This window comes from Streptomyces sp. NPDC007872, assembly GCF_042868165.1.
Lineage (GTDB): Bacteria > Actinomycetota > Actinomycetes > Streptomycetales > Streptomycetaceae > Streptomyces.
Map to the genome: position 1 here is coordinate 813,787 of NZ_JBIAEA010000003.1, position 16,823 is coordinate 830,609.

14 protein-coding genes and 1 pseudogene are annotated in these 16,823 nt (G+C 73.5%); 7 read left to right on the top strand and 8 right to left on the bottom strand.

What is annotated here, in order from left to right:
- Positions 1 to 41: 41 nt before the first annotated feature.
- The 4 genes from ACFYNX_RS14140 (at position 42) to ACFYNX_RS14155 (ending at position 3,239) form a co-directional block, all read left to right on the top strand.
- Positions 42 to 767 carry a (Fe-S)-binding protein gene (locus ACFYNX_RS14140; protein ID WP_365544163.1) on the top strand — a complete coding sequence of 242 codons (726 nt, stop codon included), beginning with the start codon at positions 42 to 44 and terminating at the stop codon, positions 765 to 767.
- Positions 764 to 2,215 carry a lactate utilization protein B gene (locus ACFYNX_RS14145; protein WP_388661389.1) on the top strand — a complete coding sequence of 484 codons (1,452 nt, stop codon included), beginning with the start codon at positions 764 to 766 and terminating at the stop codon, positions 2,213 to 2,215. Before ACFYNX_RS14140 ends, ACFYNX_RS14145 begins: the two co-directional genes overlap by 4 nt.
- Positions 2,212 to 2,847 carry a lactate utilization protein C gene (locus tag ACFYNX_RS14150; protein ID WP_388661392.1) on the top strand — a complete coding sequence of 212 codons (636 nt, stop codon included), beginning with the start codon at positions 2,212 to 2,214 and terminating at the stop codon, positions 2,845 to 2,847. The genes ACFYNX_RS14145 and ACFYNX_RS14150 overlap by 4 nt, the downstream gene beginning before the upstream one ends.
- A 134-nt stretch (positions 2,848 to 2,981) precedes the next feature.
- The gene (locus tag ACFYNX_RS14155) at positions 2,982 to 3,239 is read left to right on the top strand and encodes a hypothetical protein (protein WP_388661394.1); all 258 of its coding nucleotides are present in this window, start codon (positions 2,982 to 2,984) and stop codon (positions 3,237 to 3,239) included.
- A gap of 139 nt (positions 3,240 to 3,378) precedes the next feature.
- Here the strand turns inward: ACFYNX_RS14155 and ACFYNX_RS14160 are convergent, their stop codons facing one another.
- From ACFYNX_RS14160 to ACFYNX_RS14175, 4 genes are all read right to left on the bottom strand, one after another.
- Positions 3,379 to 5,340, bottom strand: coding sequence for an acyl-CoA dehydrogenase (locus tag ACFYNX_RS14160; protein WP_388661397.1), 1,962 nt, complete (start codon positions 5,338 to 5,340; stop codon positions 3,379 to 3,381).
- A gap of 58 nt (positions 5,341 to 5,398) precedes the next feature.
- A complete protein-coding gene (locus tag ACFYNX_RS14165; protein WP_388661400.1) occupies positions 5,399 to 6,559 on the bottom strand; it encodes a ferritin-like protein in 1,161 nt (386 codons plus the stop codon).
- Positions 6,560 to 6,812: 253 nt separating this feature from the next.
- Positions 6,813 to 7,295 carry a DedA family protein gene (locus ACFYNX_RS14170; RefSeq protein ID WP_388661403.1) on the bottom strand — a complete coding sequence of 161 codons (483 nt, stop codon included), beginning with the start codon at positions 7,293 to 7,295 and terminating at the stop codon, positions 6,813 to 6,815.
- 332 nt (positions 7,296 to 7,627) lie between these two features.
- Positions 7,628 to 8,161 carry a DoxX family membrane protein gene (locus ACFYNX_RS14175; RefSeq protein WP_365544180.1) on the bottom strand — a complete coding sequence of 178 codons (534 nt, stop codon included), beginning with the start codon at positions 8,159 to 8,161 and terminating at the stop codon, positions 7,628 to 7,630.
- A 292-nt stretch (positions 8,162 to 8,453) separates the two neighbouring features.
- On the opposite strand from ACFYNX_RS14175, the gene ACFYNX_RS14180 reads away from it, so the two are divergent.
- Positions 8,454 to 9,689, top strand: coding sequence for a metallophosphoesterase (locus tag ACFYNX_RS14180; RefSeq protein WP_388661407.1), 1,236 nt, complete (start codon positions 8,454 to 8,456; stop codon positions 9,687 to 9,689).
- 37 nt (positions 9,690 to 9,726) lie between these two features.
- On the opposite strand, the gene ACFYNX_RS14185 is transcribed toward ACFYNX_RS14180, so the two are convergent.
- The gene (locus ACFYNX_RS14185) at positions 9,727 to 10,671 is read right to left on the bottom strand and encodes a hypothetical protein (protein WP_365544186.1); all 945 of its coding nucleotides are present in this window, start codon (positions 10,669 to 10,671) and stop codon (positions 9,727 to 9,729) included.
- Between the two features lie 429 nt (positions 10,672 to 11,100).
- Between ACFYNX_RS14185 and ACFYNX_RS14190 the strand changes: the two genes are divergently transcribed.
- Positions 11,101 to 12,135 (top strand): phytase, encoded by a 1,035-nt coding sequence (locus ACFYNX_RS14190; RefSeq protein ID WP_388661410.1) that lies wholly within the window; start codon positions 11,101 to 11,103, stop codon positions 12,133 to 12,135.
- Positions 12,136 to 12,498: 363 nt separating this feature from the next.
- Here the strand turns inward: ACFYNX_RS14190 and ACFYNX_RS14195 are convergent, their stop codons facing one another.
- From ACFYNX_RS14195 to ACFYNX_RS14205, 3 genes and pseudogenes are all read right to left on the bottom strand, one after another.
- Complete coding sequence (locus ACFYNX_RS14195) at positions 12,499 to 14,112, bottom strand: phosphodiester glycosidase family protein (protein ID WP_388661413.1); 1,614 nt, start codon at positions 14,110 to 14,112, stop codon at positions 12,499 to 12,501.
- A complete protein-coding gene (locus tag ACFYNX_RS14200; RefSeq protein ID WP_388661416.1) occupies positions 14,109 to 14,816 on the bottom strand; it encodes a peptidase inhibitor family I36 protein in 708 nt (235 codons plus the stop codon). The genes ACFYNX_RS14195 and ACFYNX_RS14200 overlap by 4 nt, the downstream gene beginning before the upstream one ends.
- 200 nt (positions 14,817 to 15,016) lie before the next feature.
- Positions 15,017 to 15,226 (bottom strand): annotated as a pseudogene (locus tag ACFYNX_RS14205) (hypothetical protein); the annotation flags it as partial.
- Between the two features lie 262 nt (positions 15,227 to 15,488).
- On the opposite strand from ACFYNX_RS14205, the gene ACFYNX_RS14210 reads away from it, so the two are divergent.
- The gene (locus tag ACFYNX_RS14210; protein WP_388661419.1) at positions 15,489 to 16,823 is read left to right on the top strand and encodes an APC family permease; all 1,335 of its coding nucleotides are present in this window, start codon (positions 15,489 to 15,491) and stop codon (positions 16,821 to 16,823) included.

A 16,823-nucleotide genomic window follows, 5' to 3' on the forward strand; every position in this document is an offset into this window, starting at 1 on the left:
CCGCGTCAGACCCCGCGCCGAGCCGTCCCCGAGGAACCGTGATGCGTGTCGCCCTCTTCGTCACCTGCGTCAACGACGCCGTCTTCCCCTCGACGGGGGTGGCCACGGTCCGGCTGCTCGAACGCCTGGGCGTGGAGGTCGACTTCCCGGCCGCGCAGACCTGCTGCGGGCAGCCGCAGTTCAACACCGGCTACCGCGAGGAGACCGTTCCCCTCGTGCGGCGCACGGTGCGGGCCTTCGAGGGGTACGACCACGTCGTCGTCCCGTCCGGTTCGTGCGCGGCCATGGTCCGGCACCACTACGGCCCGTTCGAGGCGCGGGTGCCGGGGGCGGCGGACCTGGCGCCGCGCGTGCGCGAGCTGACGGAGTTCCTGGTGGACGTGCTCGGCGTGACGGACGTGGGCGCGCACTTCCCGCACCGGGTGACGTACCACCCCTCGTGTCACGGCCTGCGCCTGCTCGGGCTCGGGGAGCGGCCCCGGCGGCTCCTGGAGGCGGTGAAGGGCCTGGACCTGGTGGAGCTGCCGGGCGCGGAGGAGTGCTGCGGCTTCGGCGGCACCTTCGCGGTGAAGAACCCCGACGTGTCGGCGGCCATGGGCGCCGACAAGATCGGGAACGCCCTGTCCACGGGCGCGGGGGTGCTGTGCGGCGCGGACAACTCCTGTCTGCTGCACCTGGGCGGCATGCTGAGCAGACGGGGGGCGCCGCTGCGCGCGCTGCACCTGGCGGAGATCCTGGCGAGCACGGAAGAGGAGCCCTGGCGATGAGCGACGACGAGAGGGGCACCCCGCCGGGGCCCGGTCCGGCCTTCGTGGGGATGCCGGCCTTCCCGGAGGCGGCGCGGAAGGCGGTCGGCGACACGACCCTGCGGGCCAACCTCCGGCACGCGACCCGCACGATCCGGGACAAGCGGGCGCGGGCGGTGGCCGAGCTGGACGACTGGGCCGCCCTGCGCGAGGCGGGGAAGCGGATCAAGGACGAGACGCTCCGTCACCTGGACACGCATCTGCTCCAGTTGGAGGAGGCGGTGACGTCGGCGGGCGGGACCGTGCACTGGGCGGGGGACGCGGCCGAGGCGAACCGGATCGTCACCGACCTCGTACGGGCCACCGGCGAGCGCGAGGTCGTCAAGGTCAAGTCGATGGCCACGCAGGAGATCGGGCTCAACGAGCACCTGGAGGCCGAGGGGATCGCCGCGTACGAGACGGACCTCGCGGAGCTGATCGTGCAGCTCGGCGAGGACCGGCCCTCGCACATCCTGGTCCCGGCCATCCACCGCAACCGGGGCGAGATCCGCGACATCTTCCGGGAGAAGATGGGCAGCTGGGGGCGTCCGGCGCCGGAGGGGCTGGGCGACGCCCCGGCCGAGCTGGCGGAGGCGGCCCGGCTGCACCTGCGGGAGAAGTTCCTGCGCGCCAGGGTCGGGATCTCCGGGGCGAACTTCATGGTCGCCGAGACCGGCACCCTGGTCGTGGTGGAGTCCGAGGGCAACGGCCGCATGTGCCTGACCCTGCCCGAGACCCTGATCTCGGTCGTCGGCATCGAGAAGGTGGTGCCGACCTGGCGGGACCTGGAGGTCTTCCTCCAGACCCTGCCCCGCTCCTCCACGGCCGAGCGGATGAACCCGTACACGTCGATGTGGACCGGCACCACCGACGGCGACGGCCCCTCGGCCTTCCACCTCGTCCTGCTCGACAACGGGCGCACCGGCGCCCTCGCCGACGAGGTGGGACGCCAGGCCCTGCGCTGCATCCGCTGCTCGGCCTGCCTGAACGTCTGCCCGGTGTACGAGCGGGCCGGCGGCCACGCGTACGGCTCGGTCTACCCCGGGCCCATCGGCGCGATCCTCACCCCGCAGCTCCGGGGCACGGCGAGCGAGGTCGACGCCTCCCTGCCGTACGCCTCCTCGCTCTGCGGCGCCTGTTACGAGGTGTGTCCGGTCGCCATCGACATCCCCGAGGTCCTCGTGCACCTGCGGGAAAGGGTCGCGGAACAGGGCGGCCACCGCCTGGAGAGGGCCGCGATCAAGGCCTCCGCCTGGGTCCTCGACCGTCCGGGCGTGCTGGCCGCCGGGGAGCGCCTCGCCTCCCGCACGCGCGCGCTGCACCCCCGGCGGGCGCCGGGGCCGGGGGCCCGCCAGTGGACCGGGAGCCGCGACCTGCCGGAGATGCCGGCCGAACCGTTCCGCGACTGGTGGAGGAAGAACCGCACATGACCGACTCACGCGCGCGCGTCCTCGCCCGGATCCGTGCCGCCGTCGCGGACGCGGCCGAGCCGCCCGCCGTCGCCCGCGACTACCGGACGAGCCACACCGCCGAGGACCCGGCGGGCCTCCTCGACCTGCTCCACGAGAACCTCGTCGACTACCGGGCCCACGTCCACCGCACCGCCCCGGACGGCCTGGCCTCGCTGATCGCCCGGATCCTGGCGGAGCGCGGCGCCCGCGGCGTCGTCGTCCCGCCCGGGCTGCCCGACGGCTGGCTCGCCGCCACGGAGGCCGTCCGGCGGACCGACGAGCCCCCGCCGAGCCCGTACGAACTGGACGGCGTCGACGCCGTGGTGACGGGGTGCGCGGTGGCGGTCGCCGAGACCGGCACGATCGTCCTCGACGGCGGCCCGGGACAGGGCCGCCGCGCCCTCACCCTCGTCCCCGACCTGCACCTGTGCGTGGTCCGGGCCCCGGAACAGGTCGTCGCCTCGGTCCCCCGGGCGCTCCCCCGGCTCGATCCGACGCGCCCGCTGACCTGGATCTCGGGCCCGTCCGCGACGAGCGACATCGAACTCGACCGCGTCGAGGGCGTCCACGGGCCCCGGACGCTGGAGGTGATCCTGGTGACGGGTGGCTGACGGGGCCCGACCGGCCCTTTCTTCCCCTCTCTTCTTCAAGTCACCGTGTCGGCAAGGAACTTCGGGGTAGCCGGGTGGTGGGCCGGTCCGCCTCCGGATCAGCTCTCAAGGTGATCGTCCCGAAGGAGTGGAACATGACGACGCAGTACGACAACCGTCCCACCGGCCAGCGGACCGCCGGGGCGAACAGCAATGTGCTGAGCATCATCGCGATCGTGCTGGGCGTGATCGCGATCATCTTCTTCCCGATCGTGTTCGGCGTGATCGGCGTGATCCTCGCCGTCATCGCCAAGTTCGTCCGGCACGAGCGGCTCTCCACGGTCGCCCTCGTGGTCAGCGCGGCGGGCCTGGTCCTGGGCATGGTCCTCGGCGCCGTGGTCGCGAGCGCGTGACCCGGTGGCCTGAAGGCTGAGGATTCCGCATACGGAACCGTCCCGGCCGGCGGCCGTGCCCCCCGTACGAGTGGGGGTACGACCACCGGCCGGGACGGTTCCGTATGCGTGCGCCCCGGCCGGGCCGGGGCGGGCCGGGTCAGCCGACCAGGTCGGGCGCGCGCAGCATCTCGCGCGGGACGCCCCAGGCGTCGACGAGGTCGGCGGCGAGGGGGCGGACCTTGCGGCAGAGGTCGTTGACCTCGCGGGTGATCGCCTTGGAGCGCTGGACGGTCAGCCTGCCGTGCTCCATGAACCAGGCCCGGTCCGCCTCGATCGCCGAGAGGGCGAACAGGTCGCACAGCAGGCCGAGCGCCGCCTTGTTGCCGCCCTCGGGCAGCTCCCGCACCTTCTCGACGAACGCTTCGAGGACGAGGCGTTCGACGTGCGCGTGGGCGAGTGCGATGACGTGGTCCTGCACCTGCGAGAAGACGGCGCCGGGGTCGCGCTCCTGGTCGATCCCGCGCTTGAGCCGCCGGGCGACTCCGGCGAGCATGTGCTCCTCGCGGTAGCGGACCATGGCGAGCTGGTACTCCGGGTCGAGCAGTCCGGCCTCCCGGTCCCACTCGTCGCCGCCCGGCAGCAGGTCGCGGACCCGTTCGAGCAGCTTGTGGGCCGAGGTGCGCTCCATGACCGTCTCGACGGCGAGGCCGGTGACGTAGCGGACCGTGCCGAGCTGGTCGAGGTCCTCGAACTCGCTGGCGTGGTCGGTGAGGAGGCCCTTGGCCACGAGCTGGAGCAGGACGTGGTTGTCGCCCTCGAAGGTGGTGAAGACGTCGCTGTCGCCCTTGAGGGCGGCGAACCGGTTGACGGCGAGGTAGCCGGCGCCGCCGCACGCCTCGCGGCACTCCTGGACGGTCCGGGTGGCGTGCCAGGTGCCGAGCGCCTTGGTCCCGGCGGCCCGCGATTCGAGCCGGCGCCGGGCCAGGGGGTCGTCCTCGGTGCCGGAGAAGACCTCGTGGAGCTGCGCGCGGACGACGTCCTGGGCGAAGTGCAGCGCGTACGTGCGGGCGACGAGGGGCAGCAGGCGGCGCTGGTGGAGTCCGTAGTCGAGGAGGAGCTGCTCCTCCGCTCCCGGGTTCGCCTCGAACTGCCTGCGCCGCACGGCGTACTTCACGGCGATCGCCAGGGCGACCTTGGCGACGTTGACCCCGGCGCCGCCGACGCTGACCCGGCCCTGGACCAGCGTGCCGAGCATCGTGAAGAAGCGCCGGTTCGGGTTCTCGATCGGGCTCGTGTAGACGCCTTCGGGGGTGACGTCGGCGAACCGGTTGAGCAGCGCCTCGCGCGGCACCCGTACGCCGTCGAACCGGATGCGGCCGTTGTCGACGCCGTTGAGGCCCATCTTGCGCCCGTCGTCCTCGATGCGGACGCCGGGCAGGACCCGGCCGCCGGACCGGAGCGGCACGAGGAACGCGTGCACGCCCTCGGACGTGCCGTCCACCTCCAACTGGGCGAACACGACGGCCAGTTCGGCGTGGCGGGCGGCGTTGCCGATGTAGTCCTTGCGCGCCCCGTCGTCGGGGGTGGTGAGGACGAACTCCCGGGTCCCGGCGTCGTACCTGGCGACGGTGCCGAGCGCCTGGACGTTGGAGCCGTGGCCGCTCTCGGTCATCGCGAAGCAGCCCATCAGGCGCCCGGTGATCAGGTCCGGCAGGTGGGCCGTGTGGTGGCGCTCGGTGCCCAGGTGCAGGATCGCGCCGCCGAAGAGCCCGAACTGCACGCCGGTCTTCACCAGGACCGACAGGTCGCCGAAGGCCAGCGTCTCGAACGCGGCGATCGAGGCCCCGACGTCACCGCCCCCGCCGTACTCGCGCGGGAAGCCCATGCCGGTCTGCCCCGTCGCGGCCATCGCGACCACGATCTCGCGCACCCGTTCGCGGAACGCGTCGACGCCGAGCTCCTCGGCCTCCTCCAGCACGGAGGAGTGCGTCACCAGATTGGTGCGGACGAGGTCGCGGATCCCGGCGTACTCGCCGTCGAGCACCCCGGCCAGGGCCGGAACGTCGATCTCGGGCTGTACGTAGCCGCTTGCGGGGGTGGTTGCGTTGCTGGTGGCCATGCACCTTCGCTACCCCGGGCCGGGAGGGTCAAGCGGGGCGATCGGGTGGCGGCCCCGATCATGACCGGCGAGACACCTCTTGGGGGACGTGGAACTGCGGGCCGTAGGTCTCCGAGGTGCCGGGGATCGGCATCTCCATGAGTTCCACGGCGGGCGGCTCCAGCCTGCGCATGGCGCGCACCGCGGCGGCCAGGCTGTTCGCGTCCGTGTCGGCCCACGCGGTGTCGAGCGACTCCAGCATGCGGGCGTACGCGCCGTCGAAGGAGTCGAGGAGCCGCCGGGCCTCGTCGGGCGGGGCGTCCCAGCCGCCGGCCGGGACCCTGGCCATGGGCCGGGTGTCGGGGAAGGGCACGGCGGCGCCGGTGTACTGCCAGCCGCCGCCCTCCTCGCGCAGCTCGCGGCCGTGGTAGATCTCGGCGAACGCGTAGTAGTGGGCCACGTGGTCGTCCCCCGGCGCGTCCGCGGGCGAGGAGGAGGTGCCCTCGCCCTGTTCGCGGATGACGTCGATGACGTGCTCGACGTCGTCGAGCGTCCCGACCGGCACGAGCTCGTCCTCGCCGATCCGCTCCCGCAACTGCCGGGCCGTGGACAGCTCGGGGGCGGCCGACCGGAAGGTCCTCAGGAGTTCCTCGTAGAAGAGACCGATGCTGAGCGAGTCGTCGTCCCGGTCGGCGAGGGGCGCGGCGGGGGCCTCGACGGCCATCATCACGTCGTGCACGAACGCCTTGGTCAGACCCGACAGGTAGACGGTGAGGCCGGGGTGCACCCCGCCGGGCAGCGGGCCGGGGTAGACGGGCGCCGCCGACTTCAGGGCGGGTCGGCCGCCCACCGCCGCGAGCAGGTTGCAGACCACTCCGAGGTGGTACATCTCGTCGAGGAGGACGCGCCGGACGAGCTGGGCGGCCCGGCTCCTGCGGTCCTTGATCGACCACCAGCCGCACAGGTAGGGCGGGATGGTGGAGAGCTCGATCCCGACGGCCACCTGGAGGGCCGACCGGAGCCAGTCGTCGCGGCGGTTCCTCAGGGGGACGGCGAGCAGGCGTCCCACCGCTCCGCGCCCGGGGACGAGAGGCCCTCCCGGCGCCGGCCGGCCCGAGGCGTGGGCGGTGGCGGAGGCCGCCACCGGCGCGGTGGCCGCCAGGGCGGCGGACGCCAGGAAGCCGCGGCGTCCGAGCGGGGCGGCCTCCGGTCCCCCGGGGGCTCTGTTCGTCTCCGTCACCGCAGCCTCCGCGATCGCTCCGCACGGGGTGGGCCCGTGGGGCCGGGCAGCCACTGACGATCATGAAGCTAACAGCAGAGGCCCCTCGCGCCCGGGCACACGGACCGCGTGGCGCGTCCCGTCCTTCGTCGGCTCGGTCGGATCCATCGGCTTCGGCGGGTCCGGGGGGCGGTCGCACGCGGAACGCCTTCCTGCGGGGCCGGGCGACGGGAAGCGGTCGCGCGCAGAGGCCCGGACCCCGCGCCTTCCCGGCTCAGGCCTCTTCGGCCGCGGTCTCGCCGGAGGGCCGGGCGGCCCTGCGCCTGCGGTACGCCACCGTGCCGCAGAGCGCGAGGAGGAGGACGGCGACGGCGGTGACCCCGAGCGCCGTCTGCTCGGCGAACAGTCTTCCCAGTACTTCCAGGAGCCCGATCCCGGCGGTCGCGTAGATCAGCGCCCAGGCCGCTCCGCCCACGAACAGGGCGGGGAGGTAGCGCGACAGGGGCATGCGCAGGGTGCCCGCGAGGAAGTTGGCGGCGGTCTGGAAGCCGACGGTCAGGAAGGAGACGGCCACCACCGGGGCGCCCCACCGCTGGATCGCCCGTTCCGCGCGCAGGAACTTGGCCGAGGAGATCCGTCCGGCGAGCCTGCTGCGCCGGGCTCCGGCGCCGGCGAGCCAGCCGACGGCGAACGTCCCTCCGGCGCGCAGGAGGACGATGACGTACAGCGCGGCGGCCGTGAGCGCGATCTTATCCACGGCGCTCCGCCCCGCGTCCCGGACCGGGACGGACGTCTTCCGCCACCCGTTCCGAAGGGTCCGGCCCGGCGGGCCGGCGACGGGCGCGCGCCCGGTCTCCGTCTTTCACCTGGGATCCGCCCCTGCCCGTTCCGTCTCCTGCGTCTGTGCCGCGGCGGCTCCGGAAGCCGAGCCCGGCGCCGAGCCGGGTCCGTCCGGCATGGCAAGGTTAACCTAACCTAACGCCCGCGCATCGGGTACAGGGGCCGGACTCCGGACGCCTGACAGCCCTGCTCAACGAGGCCGACCGGCCTCGCACCCCCGCCGCCGCGGTCGCCACCGCGGTCCGTCGCTCAGACGCCCAGCTTGGCCCGGACGCCGCCGGCGGTCGCCGCGGGGCCCGCCGTGGCCCGGACCGAGCGGCGCACCAGGCGGGCGTCGTGCCGCAGGTCCCGGGCCGCGTGGCGGCCGCGCCACAGCAGCGAGGGGGCGCTGCCGGTGTCGTCGGCGGCGATCAGCAGGCCGCCCAGCATGGACATGTTCTTGAAGAAGTGGATGCGCTGCTGGGCCCGGTCGGAGGGGTCCTCCGCCTCCCAGAAGCGATGCGCCGCCAGAGTGGTGGGCACCAGGGTCGCGGCGAGGGCCAGCGCGGACAGCCGGGGGCAGCGGCCGAGCCCCAGCAGGACGCCGCCCACCACCTGCACGGCGCCGTTGAGCCGGACGAGTCGCTCGGTGTCGTCCGGCAGCGCGGCGACGCGCTCGGACAGGGGCCGGACGACGGATTCGGCCACCGGGGCCACGGCCCCGGGATTGCGCACGGAATTCATGCCACCGGCGATGAACATCGAGGCCAGAAGCGGACGGCCGGCGATACGGAGAAGACTCATGGGGCTGCCTCCAGAAACGATCGTCCAGGAACGATCGAAGATGTGATGCCTACGGGAATCATCGGATGCCCCGCCGGACCGGCGCCATTCGGCACGCACCGGATCCGGGCGCTCGTCGTCGCGGAGGCACCGGAGGGAATCCGGCGGTCGGGGCGGAGGAGAATCGGGTCATGGACGGTGGACCGGGTCCGGGCCACGGCCGGCCGGTGCGACCGGTGCGACCGGTGCCGTGGCCGCCGCCCGGCTCCGTCACCCGCACGATCCGCCGGACAGCACCTCAGGAGGGGAAAGCATGACCGAGACCAGTAGGAGCAGCGGGAGCAGTACCCGGTCCGACGCCGGTGAGGGACGAGAGGCGTCACCGAGCGGCTTGCAGCGCCTGATGCGTTACGTCCCCCTGGTCGCCCCCGTCCTGTTGTGGGCCGTGCCGTGCTGGGTCCTCCTGCACACCGGTCAGCACTGGCCGCTCCCCGTCGCCCTGACCGGCACCGCGCTGTTCGCCCTCGGCCTGGTCGGCATGCCGCTCGCAATGGTGCGCGGCCACGGCCGGCGCCAGCGGGACCGGGCGGCGATCGTCGGCGACGCGCTGCTGGGCGGCGTCTGGATCCTGTTCACCTGGTCCGTCCTGCTCGGCGTCCTGCTGCGGCTCGCCCTGGCCGTGGCGGGCGTCGGCGACGGCCAGGACCGGGCGCGTGCCGTCACCTGGGCGGTCCTCGGCACGACCGCCGTCCTGCTCGCCTGGGGGTACGCCGAGGCCCGGCGCGTGCCGCGCGTGCGCCGGCTCGACGTGGAGCTCCCCCGTCTGGGGGCCGGGCTCGACGGCACGCGCGTCGTCCTGATCACCGACACCCACTACGGTCCGCTCGACCGCGCCCGCTGGTCGGCGCGGGTCTGCGAGACGGTGAACGCCCTGGAGGCCGACCTGGTCTGCCACACCGGCGACATCGCGGACGGCACGGCCGAACGCCGTCGCGCCCAGGCCGCCCCGCTGGGCACCGTGCGGGCGACCCGGGCCCTGGTCTACGTCACCGGGAACCACGAGTACTACAGCGAGGCCCAGGGCTGGGTCGACCTGATGGACGAGCTGGGCTGGGAGCCCCTGCGCAACCGCCACCTGCTGCTCGAACGCGGCGGTGACACCCTCGTGGTCGCCGGCGTCGACGACGTCACCGCCGAGTCCTCCGGCCTGGCGGGCCACCGCGCCCACCTCGCCGGAGCCCTCCGGGGCGCCGACCCCGACCTCCCCGTGCTCCTCCTCGCCCACCAGCCCAAGTTCGTCGACCGCGCGGCGGCCGCCGGCATCGACCTCCAGCTCTCCGGCCACACCCACGGCGGCCAGATCTGGCCCTTCCACCACCTGGTACGCCTCGACCAGCCGGCCGTCGCGGGCCTCAGCCGCCACGGCGCCCGCACCCTCCTCTACACCAGCCGCGGCACCGGCTTCTGGGGCCCGCCCTTCCGCGTCTTCGCCCCCAGCGAGATCACCCTGCTCGTCCTCCGCTCCCCGCGGCGGCCCGCCTCGTCCTGAAGCGTGCCGCCGTCCCGGGGACGGGCCGGCCGGTGTCTCATTCCCATCGCATGCCGTACATCCCGGCCCCCGCTCCCGCGACGGTGAAGTGCGCGCGATGGGTGGTGCCGAGGAACAGCGTGGCCAGTCGCCGCTCGGGGGTGGTGCGGCGCGGGGAGTAGAAGGCGGTGCACCGGGACGGGAGGCCGTCCCGGTGGAAGTCGGTCTCCAGGACGAGGACGTCGGCGGGGCGGTACAGCACGTGGCGGGTGTGGCTCCAGGGCCCGCCGTCCGGGTAGCGCAGGGTGTAGTCGACGGCCGCCGTCTCCCCGCGCGCGAGGACCCGGTCGAGGATCAGCTCCACCACCGTGTACTCGGCCGTGGCCGGCGTGCGGATCCGCCCCGCCCGGCACCCGTCGAGCCCTTCCACCAGCAGGTCGGCGCCGGACGTGTGGACGACCAGGAGCACGCGGTCGACGTGGTCCCGTTCCGCGCGCAGCACCCGGCGGAAGCGGGAGCCGGTGCAGCGGTGGTCGGGGCCCAGGACGCTGCGTACGTGCACGGAGAGGTGGGAGACGTCCGTCAGTGCCCGCGCGGTCTCCTCGCCGAGGAGCCGCAGCGCGTCGTCGAGCGCCGCCGGTTCGCTCCACAGGTGGTGGCGGTCGGCGGGGCCCGAGAGCGCCGCGCTCCAGCGTCCTCTCGGCCGGGGAGGGCCGAGCAGGGTGAGCAGGGTGCGGTGCGGCAGGCCCAGGATCTCCTCCAGGTGCCCCACCGCGCGGAGGGACTGGTCGCGTTCGGGCCGGTTGCTGCCGCTCTGCCAGTAACTGAGCGCCGCGGGGCTGACCTTGATCCCCCTTTCGAGGAGCTTGGCGCTGAGGCGCTGCAGGCTGAATCCGCTGCGTGCGATCGACGTGCGCAGCGCCTCGGCGAACTGGCCGGTGTACAGGGCGTATTCGGCCGCGGACCTGGACTCGCGGCGATCGTTCCGGTTCGTCTTCGTCATGGCCGTCCTGATCGTCGTCGTCCTGATCGCCCTGGGGCCCGGAGCACGGAGGGGGTCGCCCCCTCCCCGTACCGGACGGATGCTGCTGACCCCGCTCGCCGGGCGTCAAGAGGACCGACTGAACGATCAGGAAGTGGCGTACGGCCGGGCGGTGACACCGTGTCCGGCGCCCTGCGGCGCCCGCCCGCGTAAGCGAGTGCGCGCGCACGCTCCGCCCGCACCGCGCGGCGCACGCCTCCCCCGCTACCTTCGTTCACGGCTCGGAGCACCGCCCCGCCCGGGGAAGGGGCTCCGTCGCGGACGGACGGACCGACCCGCCGTGCCCACGGGTGCCCCGCCCCGATGGCGCGGGGTTCGGTTCCCGTTCATCCGGGTGTTCCCGTACCGCTCTAGCCTTCGCGTGCTCCTCTCCCCGAGAAAGGAAGTCCGTTGTCCTTCCCCCGCTCCGCCCGTCCCGCCCGCGTCGCCGCCCTGCCGGCGGCCGTCCTGGCCGCGCTCGCCCTGACGGCGCCCGCCCACGCGGCGCCCGTCGCCGTCACCGCGAGCGTCGAGACCGCCCCGGTCTCCCACAGCGGTGACGCCGCCGACGACCCGGCGATCTGGGTACACCCCACCGACCCCGCCAAGTCCGTCGTCGTGGGCACGGACAAGAAGGGCGCCCTGGAGGTCTACGACCTGACCGGCGCCCGCATCCAGCGCATCAGCGGCGACTACGGCAACAACGTGGACGTGCGCGGGAACGTCGTCGTGAGCGCCGACGACGAGGCCGCCGGCGGCGACGGCGCCCTGCACGTCTACCGCATCGACCCGGCGACCCGGAAGCTCACCCACCTGAAGGACGTGCCCACCGAGGTCACCGCGCACGGCATCTGCCTCTACACCTCCCGCACCTCCGGGAAGCTGTACGCCTTCCCCAACTCCACCTCCGGCAGGGTCGAGCAGTGGGAGCTCGCCGTCAGCGGGAACACGGTGACGGCGACCTCGGTGCGCCTGTGGGACGCGGGCTCCGCCGTCGAGGGCTGCTACGCCGACGACAGCACCGGCAAGCTCTACCTCGGCGAGGAGGACGTCGGCGTCTGGGTGTACGGGGCCGAGCCCACCGCCGGGACCGGCCGCACCAGCCTCGACTCGACGACCGGCTCCGGCGGCCGCATCACGGCCGACGTCGAGGGCATCGCCGCGGCCGGAAACCGCCTCTTCGTCTCCTCGCAGGGCAGCAACGACTACACCGTGTACGACCGGACCAGCCGGGCCTACCTCGGCCGCTTCGCCGTCACCAACGGCGACAGGGCCGACGACTGCGAGGACACCGACGGCATCGACGCCACCTCGGCCGCCCTCGGCCCGGCCTTCCCGCAGGGCGTGTTCGTCTGCCAGGACGGCTCCAACGGCGCCCCCGGCACCAGCGGCAACCAGAACTTCAAGTTCGTCCCGCTGGAGCGCGTCACCGTCGGCGCCCGCTGACCCGACGGGACCCCGACCGCCGACAACCGATCACGCCACCGGCGGCCACGACACCCCGCTCGTACGCCCCGGGTCCCGCGTCACCGTCCTGGTGACCGGCGACGAGCTGGACCGCACCGGCGTTCCCGCCGCCGGCCGCGGCCGCGACGCGCTCGGCCCCGACCGGACCGACGGCGCACCGGCGCCCGTCATGCTCCCCGGAACGTGAACGACCTCCCTTTCCCGTACCGGCAGGACCACCACGGCCGGCTGGTCCGCGCACGCGTCCGCGAAGAGCCGCGCGGGATCCGGCCACGCCCCCACCGGTCGTCCGGCGGGGGCTGCGCACTGCTCAGGGAACGGAAAGGACGGGAGGCGGGGATTTCAGCCGCCCGGGGTGACGACCTCTCCGCCGAGGCCGACGTACACGGTGTCGAAGACCGGGCGGTGCTTGAGGTCCGTCAGGCCGCTGTAGCGACGGTAGTTGGCCGCCGTGTCGGCCGGGTTGGCGTTCCTCTGCCGGATGAGCAGGGTGGTGGAGCCGCCACCGTCCAGATTGATCGCGTCCATCACGCCCAGCTCCCTCAGCGGCTTGGTGACGTCCACGAAGAAACCGCCGTCGTAGACCGCGATGTCGGCCTCGCCCGTCACGGGGTTCTCGTCGCGGGGTCCGGTGAGCGTCGCGAGCACGGTGCGGCCCTGGTCGTCCACGCCCACGACCGTCCGGGAGTCCTTGCACATGATCTGCTCGCCCTGGCTCACCAGGCGCGCGCACGACGTGGGGTCGCCCTGCCCGTCACGGCTGCTCGGGAACTTGTTCACCCCGTTCATGATCAGACGGTGACCACCGGAGACGATGTCCACGGACTCGTCGAGCGGTATGTCACGGCCGTCGAACGTGTCGGTGACCTTCTGCTCCAGCGTGAGCCTGGCGCCTGCGGCGTACATCTCCTTCAGCCACGCGGTCGGCTGCGTACCGACGACTTGGAGGACGTGCTTGCCCCTGGGGACGTCCTTGCCGCCGCGGACGGCGCTCCAGGTGGAGGGCCGGGTCAGACTGCCGTCCGGCTCGACGACGACCTCGAAGCCCTCCGAGTTGTCCGAGCCGATCGCGGGGTTCAGGTCCGGCTTCGGGGTCTTCATCCCGTACCGGTCGTTGAAGAGGACGAATTCCGTCGGGTCCTGGTAGGCGGTCATCGACCGGCCCTCGGAGTCCGTGTACGCGCGCCCCTCTGCGTCGTTCGGGTCGTCGGGGTCCTTGTCGCCGACTCCGTCCGTCTCGTCGCGAGGACAGGCCAGTGCGCCGCCGGGGTTGCGGTTGACGTCGTCGACGACCTGGCGGGTGGGTCCTCCGGCCGCCGGGGGCCGGTCGCTGGTGACGGCGATGCTCGTCGACACCTCCGTGATGTACGGGATGCCGTACTGAAGGACGAGGGACCGCCGGCTGGTCTTGTCCGGGTTGCAGGCGGCGCCCAGCAGGACTCCGTCCCGGACGGTCGCACCGTAGCTCTGCACCGACTCCTCCTCTCCCACGGCCGCTTGTGCGTGGCGGCCCTCGGGCGAGAAGAAGCTGCCGTTGATTCCGGCAACGGGGAGGTTCTTGTTGAGATTGAGCTGGTCGCGGACGATCTCGGCGTCGCCGGCGGCACGGCCGTACGAACTCTCGATCCGCAGGGCGCCCTTGGCGGGGTCGATGCGCAGGACGTTGAGTTCGCGACGCGGCTTTCCGTGGCGGAGATCGCCCGGCGGCGGGGCGGCCTCCTGGTAACGGAAGTGCTCGACGCCAGGGGCGAGGATCTTGTCGGTGTCCGTGCCGGTGATCGCTTCCCAGCCGGTCAGCGGTGGTGTGGCTGCGGTGGCGACGGCAGCGGAAGGGCCGGGAAGGGGCGCGACGAGCAGGGCGGTCGTCAGAGCGGTGACACAGGCCAGCGTGGTACGGCGGAGGCTGCTCCCGGCGGTGATGGCGCTCCCGGCAGTGCGGCGGAGGGCCTTGCTCATGAGCAGTTCTCCTCGGCGCTGAATCGGTGGGAGTTGAAGGTGTTGGCGTGGCTCACGCCGGTCGAGGTCGCGTCGCCGGGCAGCACGCGGAAGGGCCGGTCCGTCGCGGTGAGCTGGTCGAGGTGTTCGGTGAAGAAGCACGCCGTTTTGTCCGTACGGTTCACGACCGACTCGACCTGGTTGCCCCAGACGTCGGGGTGGTAGGCGCGGTAGTCCTGGGTGACGCCGGTCATCCGGCCCCGGCCGGACGGCTCCTGGAAGAGGCAGAGCATGCCGTCGGCGCAGCGCTCGAACCCGGTGAAGCAGTGGCCCTGCGAGGGAGCCGGCTTGTGCGAGCTCGCCTTGCCGCCGAGGTTCGGGGCGAGGGCCGCCAGGTTGCCCTTGGAACCGGGTGCCACGGCCTTCACCTCGCCGCCGTAACCGGCCTCGGTGTAGAGGCATGCCCAGTAGGGGGAGTTGTTGTACAGGGACTCGGCGCGGTTGCTCCAGGCGCCGTAGGACTGGGCACCGGAGTTCGCGGTCACTCCGTACGCGTGTACCGCATCGCCTTCGTCGCTGGTGCCGTCAGCGGCACTGTAGAGGCAGAGGGAAGCGGTCGGGCAGGCCTCGTAGCCGGCGGCACTCGCCGGCCGGGCCACGAGCGCGGATCCGAGCAGCGCCAGGACGCTCGCCGTCAGGACGGCGCGCAGTGTGGTGGTCTTCAAAGCTCTCCTACGTGGTTTCCGGGGCGTTCGCACGAGCCGGGTCCGGCGGGACCCGTGACGGGCCCCGGCCGTGCTGCGGCGAGCAGTACGCGGCGTGTGGTCGCAGCGCACGCGGCAGGGACTGTGCCCGCGCGGCCGGCGAAGAGGTGGCATCGGCGGCGCGGCCCGGCACAAGCTGTGTGAACAGGCACATTGTCATTCGCCCGGACACCCGGAACAAGTGGCTTTGTGCGGCCGGGAAGCGGGGCAGCGGCGGGCGAGGCGCCGGCGTGCACGACGGCGAGCGACAGGCCGGTCCGTCCGGTGGCGATGACGTTCCGCGGGGTGTCCAGGCGCTTGTCGCCGGTCGCGTCCGGTATCACCACCGTCCGCGCGTCCAGAACGGTGACGAACCCGGCGGGGCCGCCCCGCGCCCGCCCTCGACCGGTCGGCCCGGGGCTCGTCGGCGGATCCCGTCGTTCTGGCCTCCTCGTCGGCGGTCCCGGTTCTTCACTCGTGGCACCGCTGATATCGAGCGGAAGGGGCAGGGACGATGACGGAAACGAGTCGCCCCTTCCGAGAGCAGGAACCGATGAGAGAGCAGAACCAGCGGGTCGGCGGGCCCGCCGTCCGTGAGGGGGAACCGGTGCGGTCGCACCGTGCCCCCACCGTCCACGCCGTGGCGGTGCCGCGATGAGCGCCGGTTCCGCCGGCACTTCCCCGCCCGGCCTTCGGCGCGCCCTGACCACTCCCCTGCTCTACTTCTTCATCCTCGGCGACGTGCTCGGCGCCGGGGTGTACGTCCTGGTGGGGCAGGTCGCCGCCGCCTCCGGGGGCGCGGTGTGGGTGCCGCTCCTCGTGGCCCTGGTGCTGGCCCTGCTGACCGCCGCCTCCTACGCCGAGCTGGTGACGAAGTACCCGCGGGCCGGTGGAGCCTCCCACTACGCCACGCGGGCGTTCGGCCCGGCGGTGGGATTCGTCGCGGGGTTCTCCATGCTGGCGGCCGGCGTCGTGTCGGTCGCCGCGCTCGCCCGCGGCTTCGCGGGCGACTACCTGGGCGCGTTCGTCACCCTGCCCGTCGCGCTGGTGGCCGTGGTCTTCCTGGTGCTGCTGGCCCTGGTCAACGCGCGGGGCATCGAGGAGTCGACCCGCGCCAACGCCGTCGCCACCGTGGTCGAGGTCGGCGGCCTGGTGGTCGTCGTGGTGCTCGGTGCCTGGCTGGTGCTGCGCGGGGAGGGCGATCCGGGGCGCCTGCTCCGGCTCGGCACGCCGGAGAAGGGCGCCGCGGCGGCCGTGCTGAGCGGCTCCGTCCTGGCCTTCTACTCCTTCGTCGGCTTCGAGACCTCGGTGAACGTCGCCGAGGAGACCCGGGACCCCCGGCGCTCCTACCCCCGTGCCCTGTTCGCGGCGCTCGCCACCGCCGGGGCCGTCTACGTCCTGGTGGGCGTCGCCGCCTCGGTCACCGTGCCCACCGGTGTCCTCGCCTCCTCCAGCGGCCCCCTCCTGGAGGTCGTCCGCGAGGCCGGTGGCGTCCCCCTGCGGCTGTTCAGCGCCGTCGCCCTGGTCGCCGTCGCCAACGGGGCGCTGCTCACCGGCATCATGGCCTCGCGCCTGGCGTACGGGATGGCACGCGACGGGCTGCTGCCCGCCGCGCTGACCCGGGTGCTGCCCGGCCGCCGCACCCCCTGGGCGGCGATCGCCGCCACCACCGCCCCCGCCCTCCTGCTTGCCCTGACCGGCAGCGTCGCCACTCTGGCGTCCACCCTGGTGCTGCTGCTCCTGGTGGTCTTCCTGATCGTCAACGCGGCCGTCCTCGTGCTGCGTTCCGACCCGGGCGAGCCGGACCACTTCCGGGCCCCGACCGTCCTGCCCGTCCTCGGCGCCGCCTCCTGCGTGCTGCTCGCCACCCAGGTCGAGGCGGAGGTGTGGCTGCGCGGTTCGGTGGTCCTCGCCCTGGCGGTGGTCCTCGCCGTGGTCGCGGCGAAGCGGCGCCGCCGCCCGGAGGCGGAGGGGGACGCGAAGGCCTGA

Coding starts and splice junctions, on each gene's coding strand:
- ACFYNX_RS14180 (WP_388661407.1), top strand. CDS start 8,454: ATGACCGAGACCAGTAGGAGCAGCGGGAGCAGTACCCGGTCCGACGCC.
- ACFYNX_RS14145 (WP_388661389.1), top strand. CDS start 764: ATGAGCGACGACGAGAGGGGCACCCCGCCGGGGCCCGGTCCGGCCTTC.
- ACFYNX_RS14185 (WP_365544186.1), bottom strand. CDS start 10,671: ATGACGAAGACGAACCGGAACGATCGCCGCGAGTCCAGGTCCGCGGCC.
- ACFYNX_RS14210 (WP_388661419.1), top strand. CDS start 15,489: ATGAGCGCCGGTTCCGCCGGCACTTCCCCGCCCGGCCTTCGGCGCGCC.
- ACFYNX_RS14175 (WP_365544180.1), bottom strand. CDS start 8,161: ATGAGTCTTCTCCGTATCGCCGGCCGTCCGCTTCTGGCCTCGATGTTC.
- ACFYNX_RS14140 (WP_365544163.1), top strand. CDS start 42: ATGCGTGTCGCCCTCTTCGTCACCTGCGTCAACGACGCCGTCTTCCCC.
- ACFYNX_RS14195 (WP_388661413.1), bottom strand. CDS start 14,112: ATGAGCAAGGCCCTCCGCCGCACTGCCGGGAGCGCCATCACCGCCGGG.
- ACFYNX_RS14155 (WP_388661394.1), top strand. CDS start 2,982: ATGACGACGCAGTACGACAACCGTCCCACCGGCCAGCGGACCGCCGGG.
- ACFYNX_RS14160 (WP_388661397.1), bottom strand. CDS start 5,340: ATGGCCACCAGCAACGCAACCACCCCCGCAAGCGGCTACGTACAGCCC.
- ACFYNX_RS14150 (WP_388661392.1), top strand. CDS start 2,212: ATGACCGACTCACGCGCGCGCGTCCTCGCCCGGATCCGTGCCGCCGTC.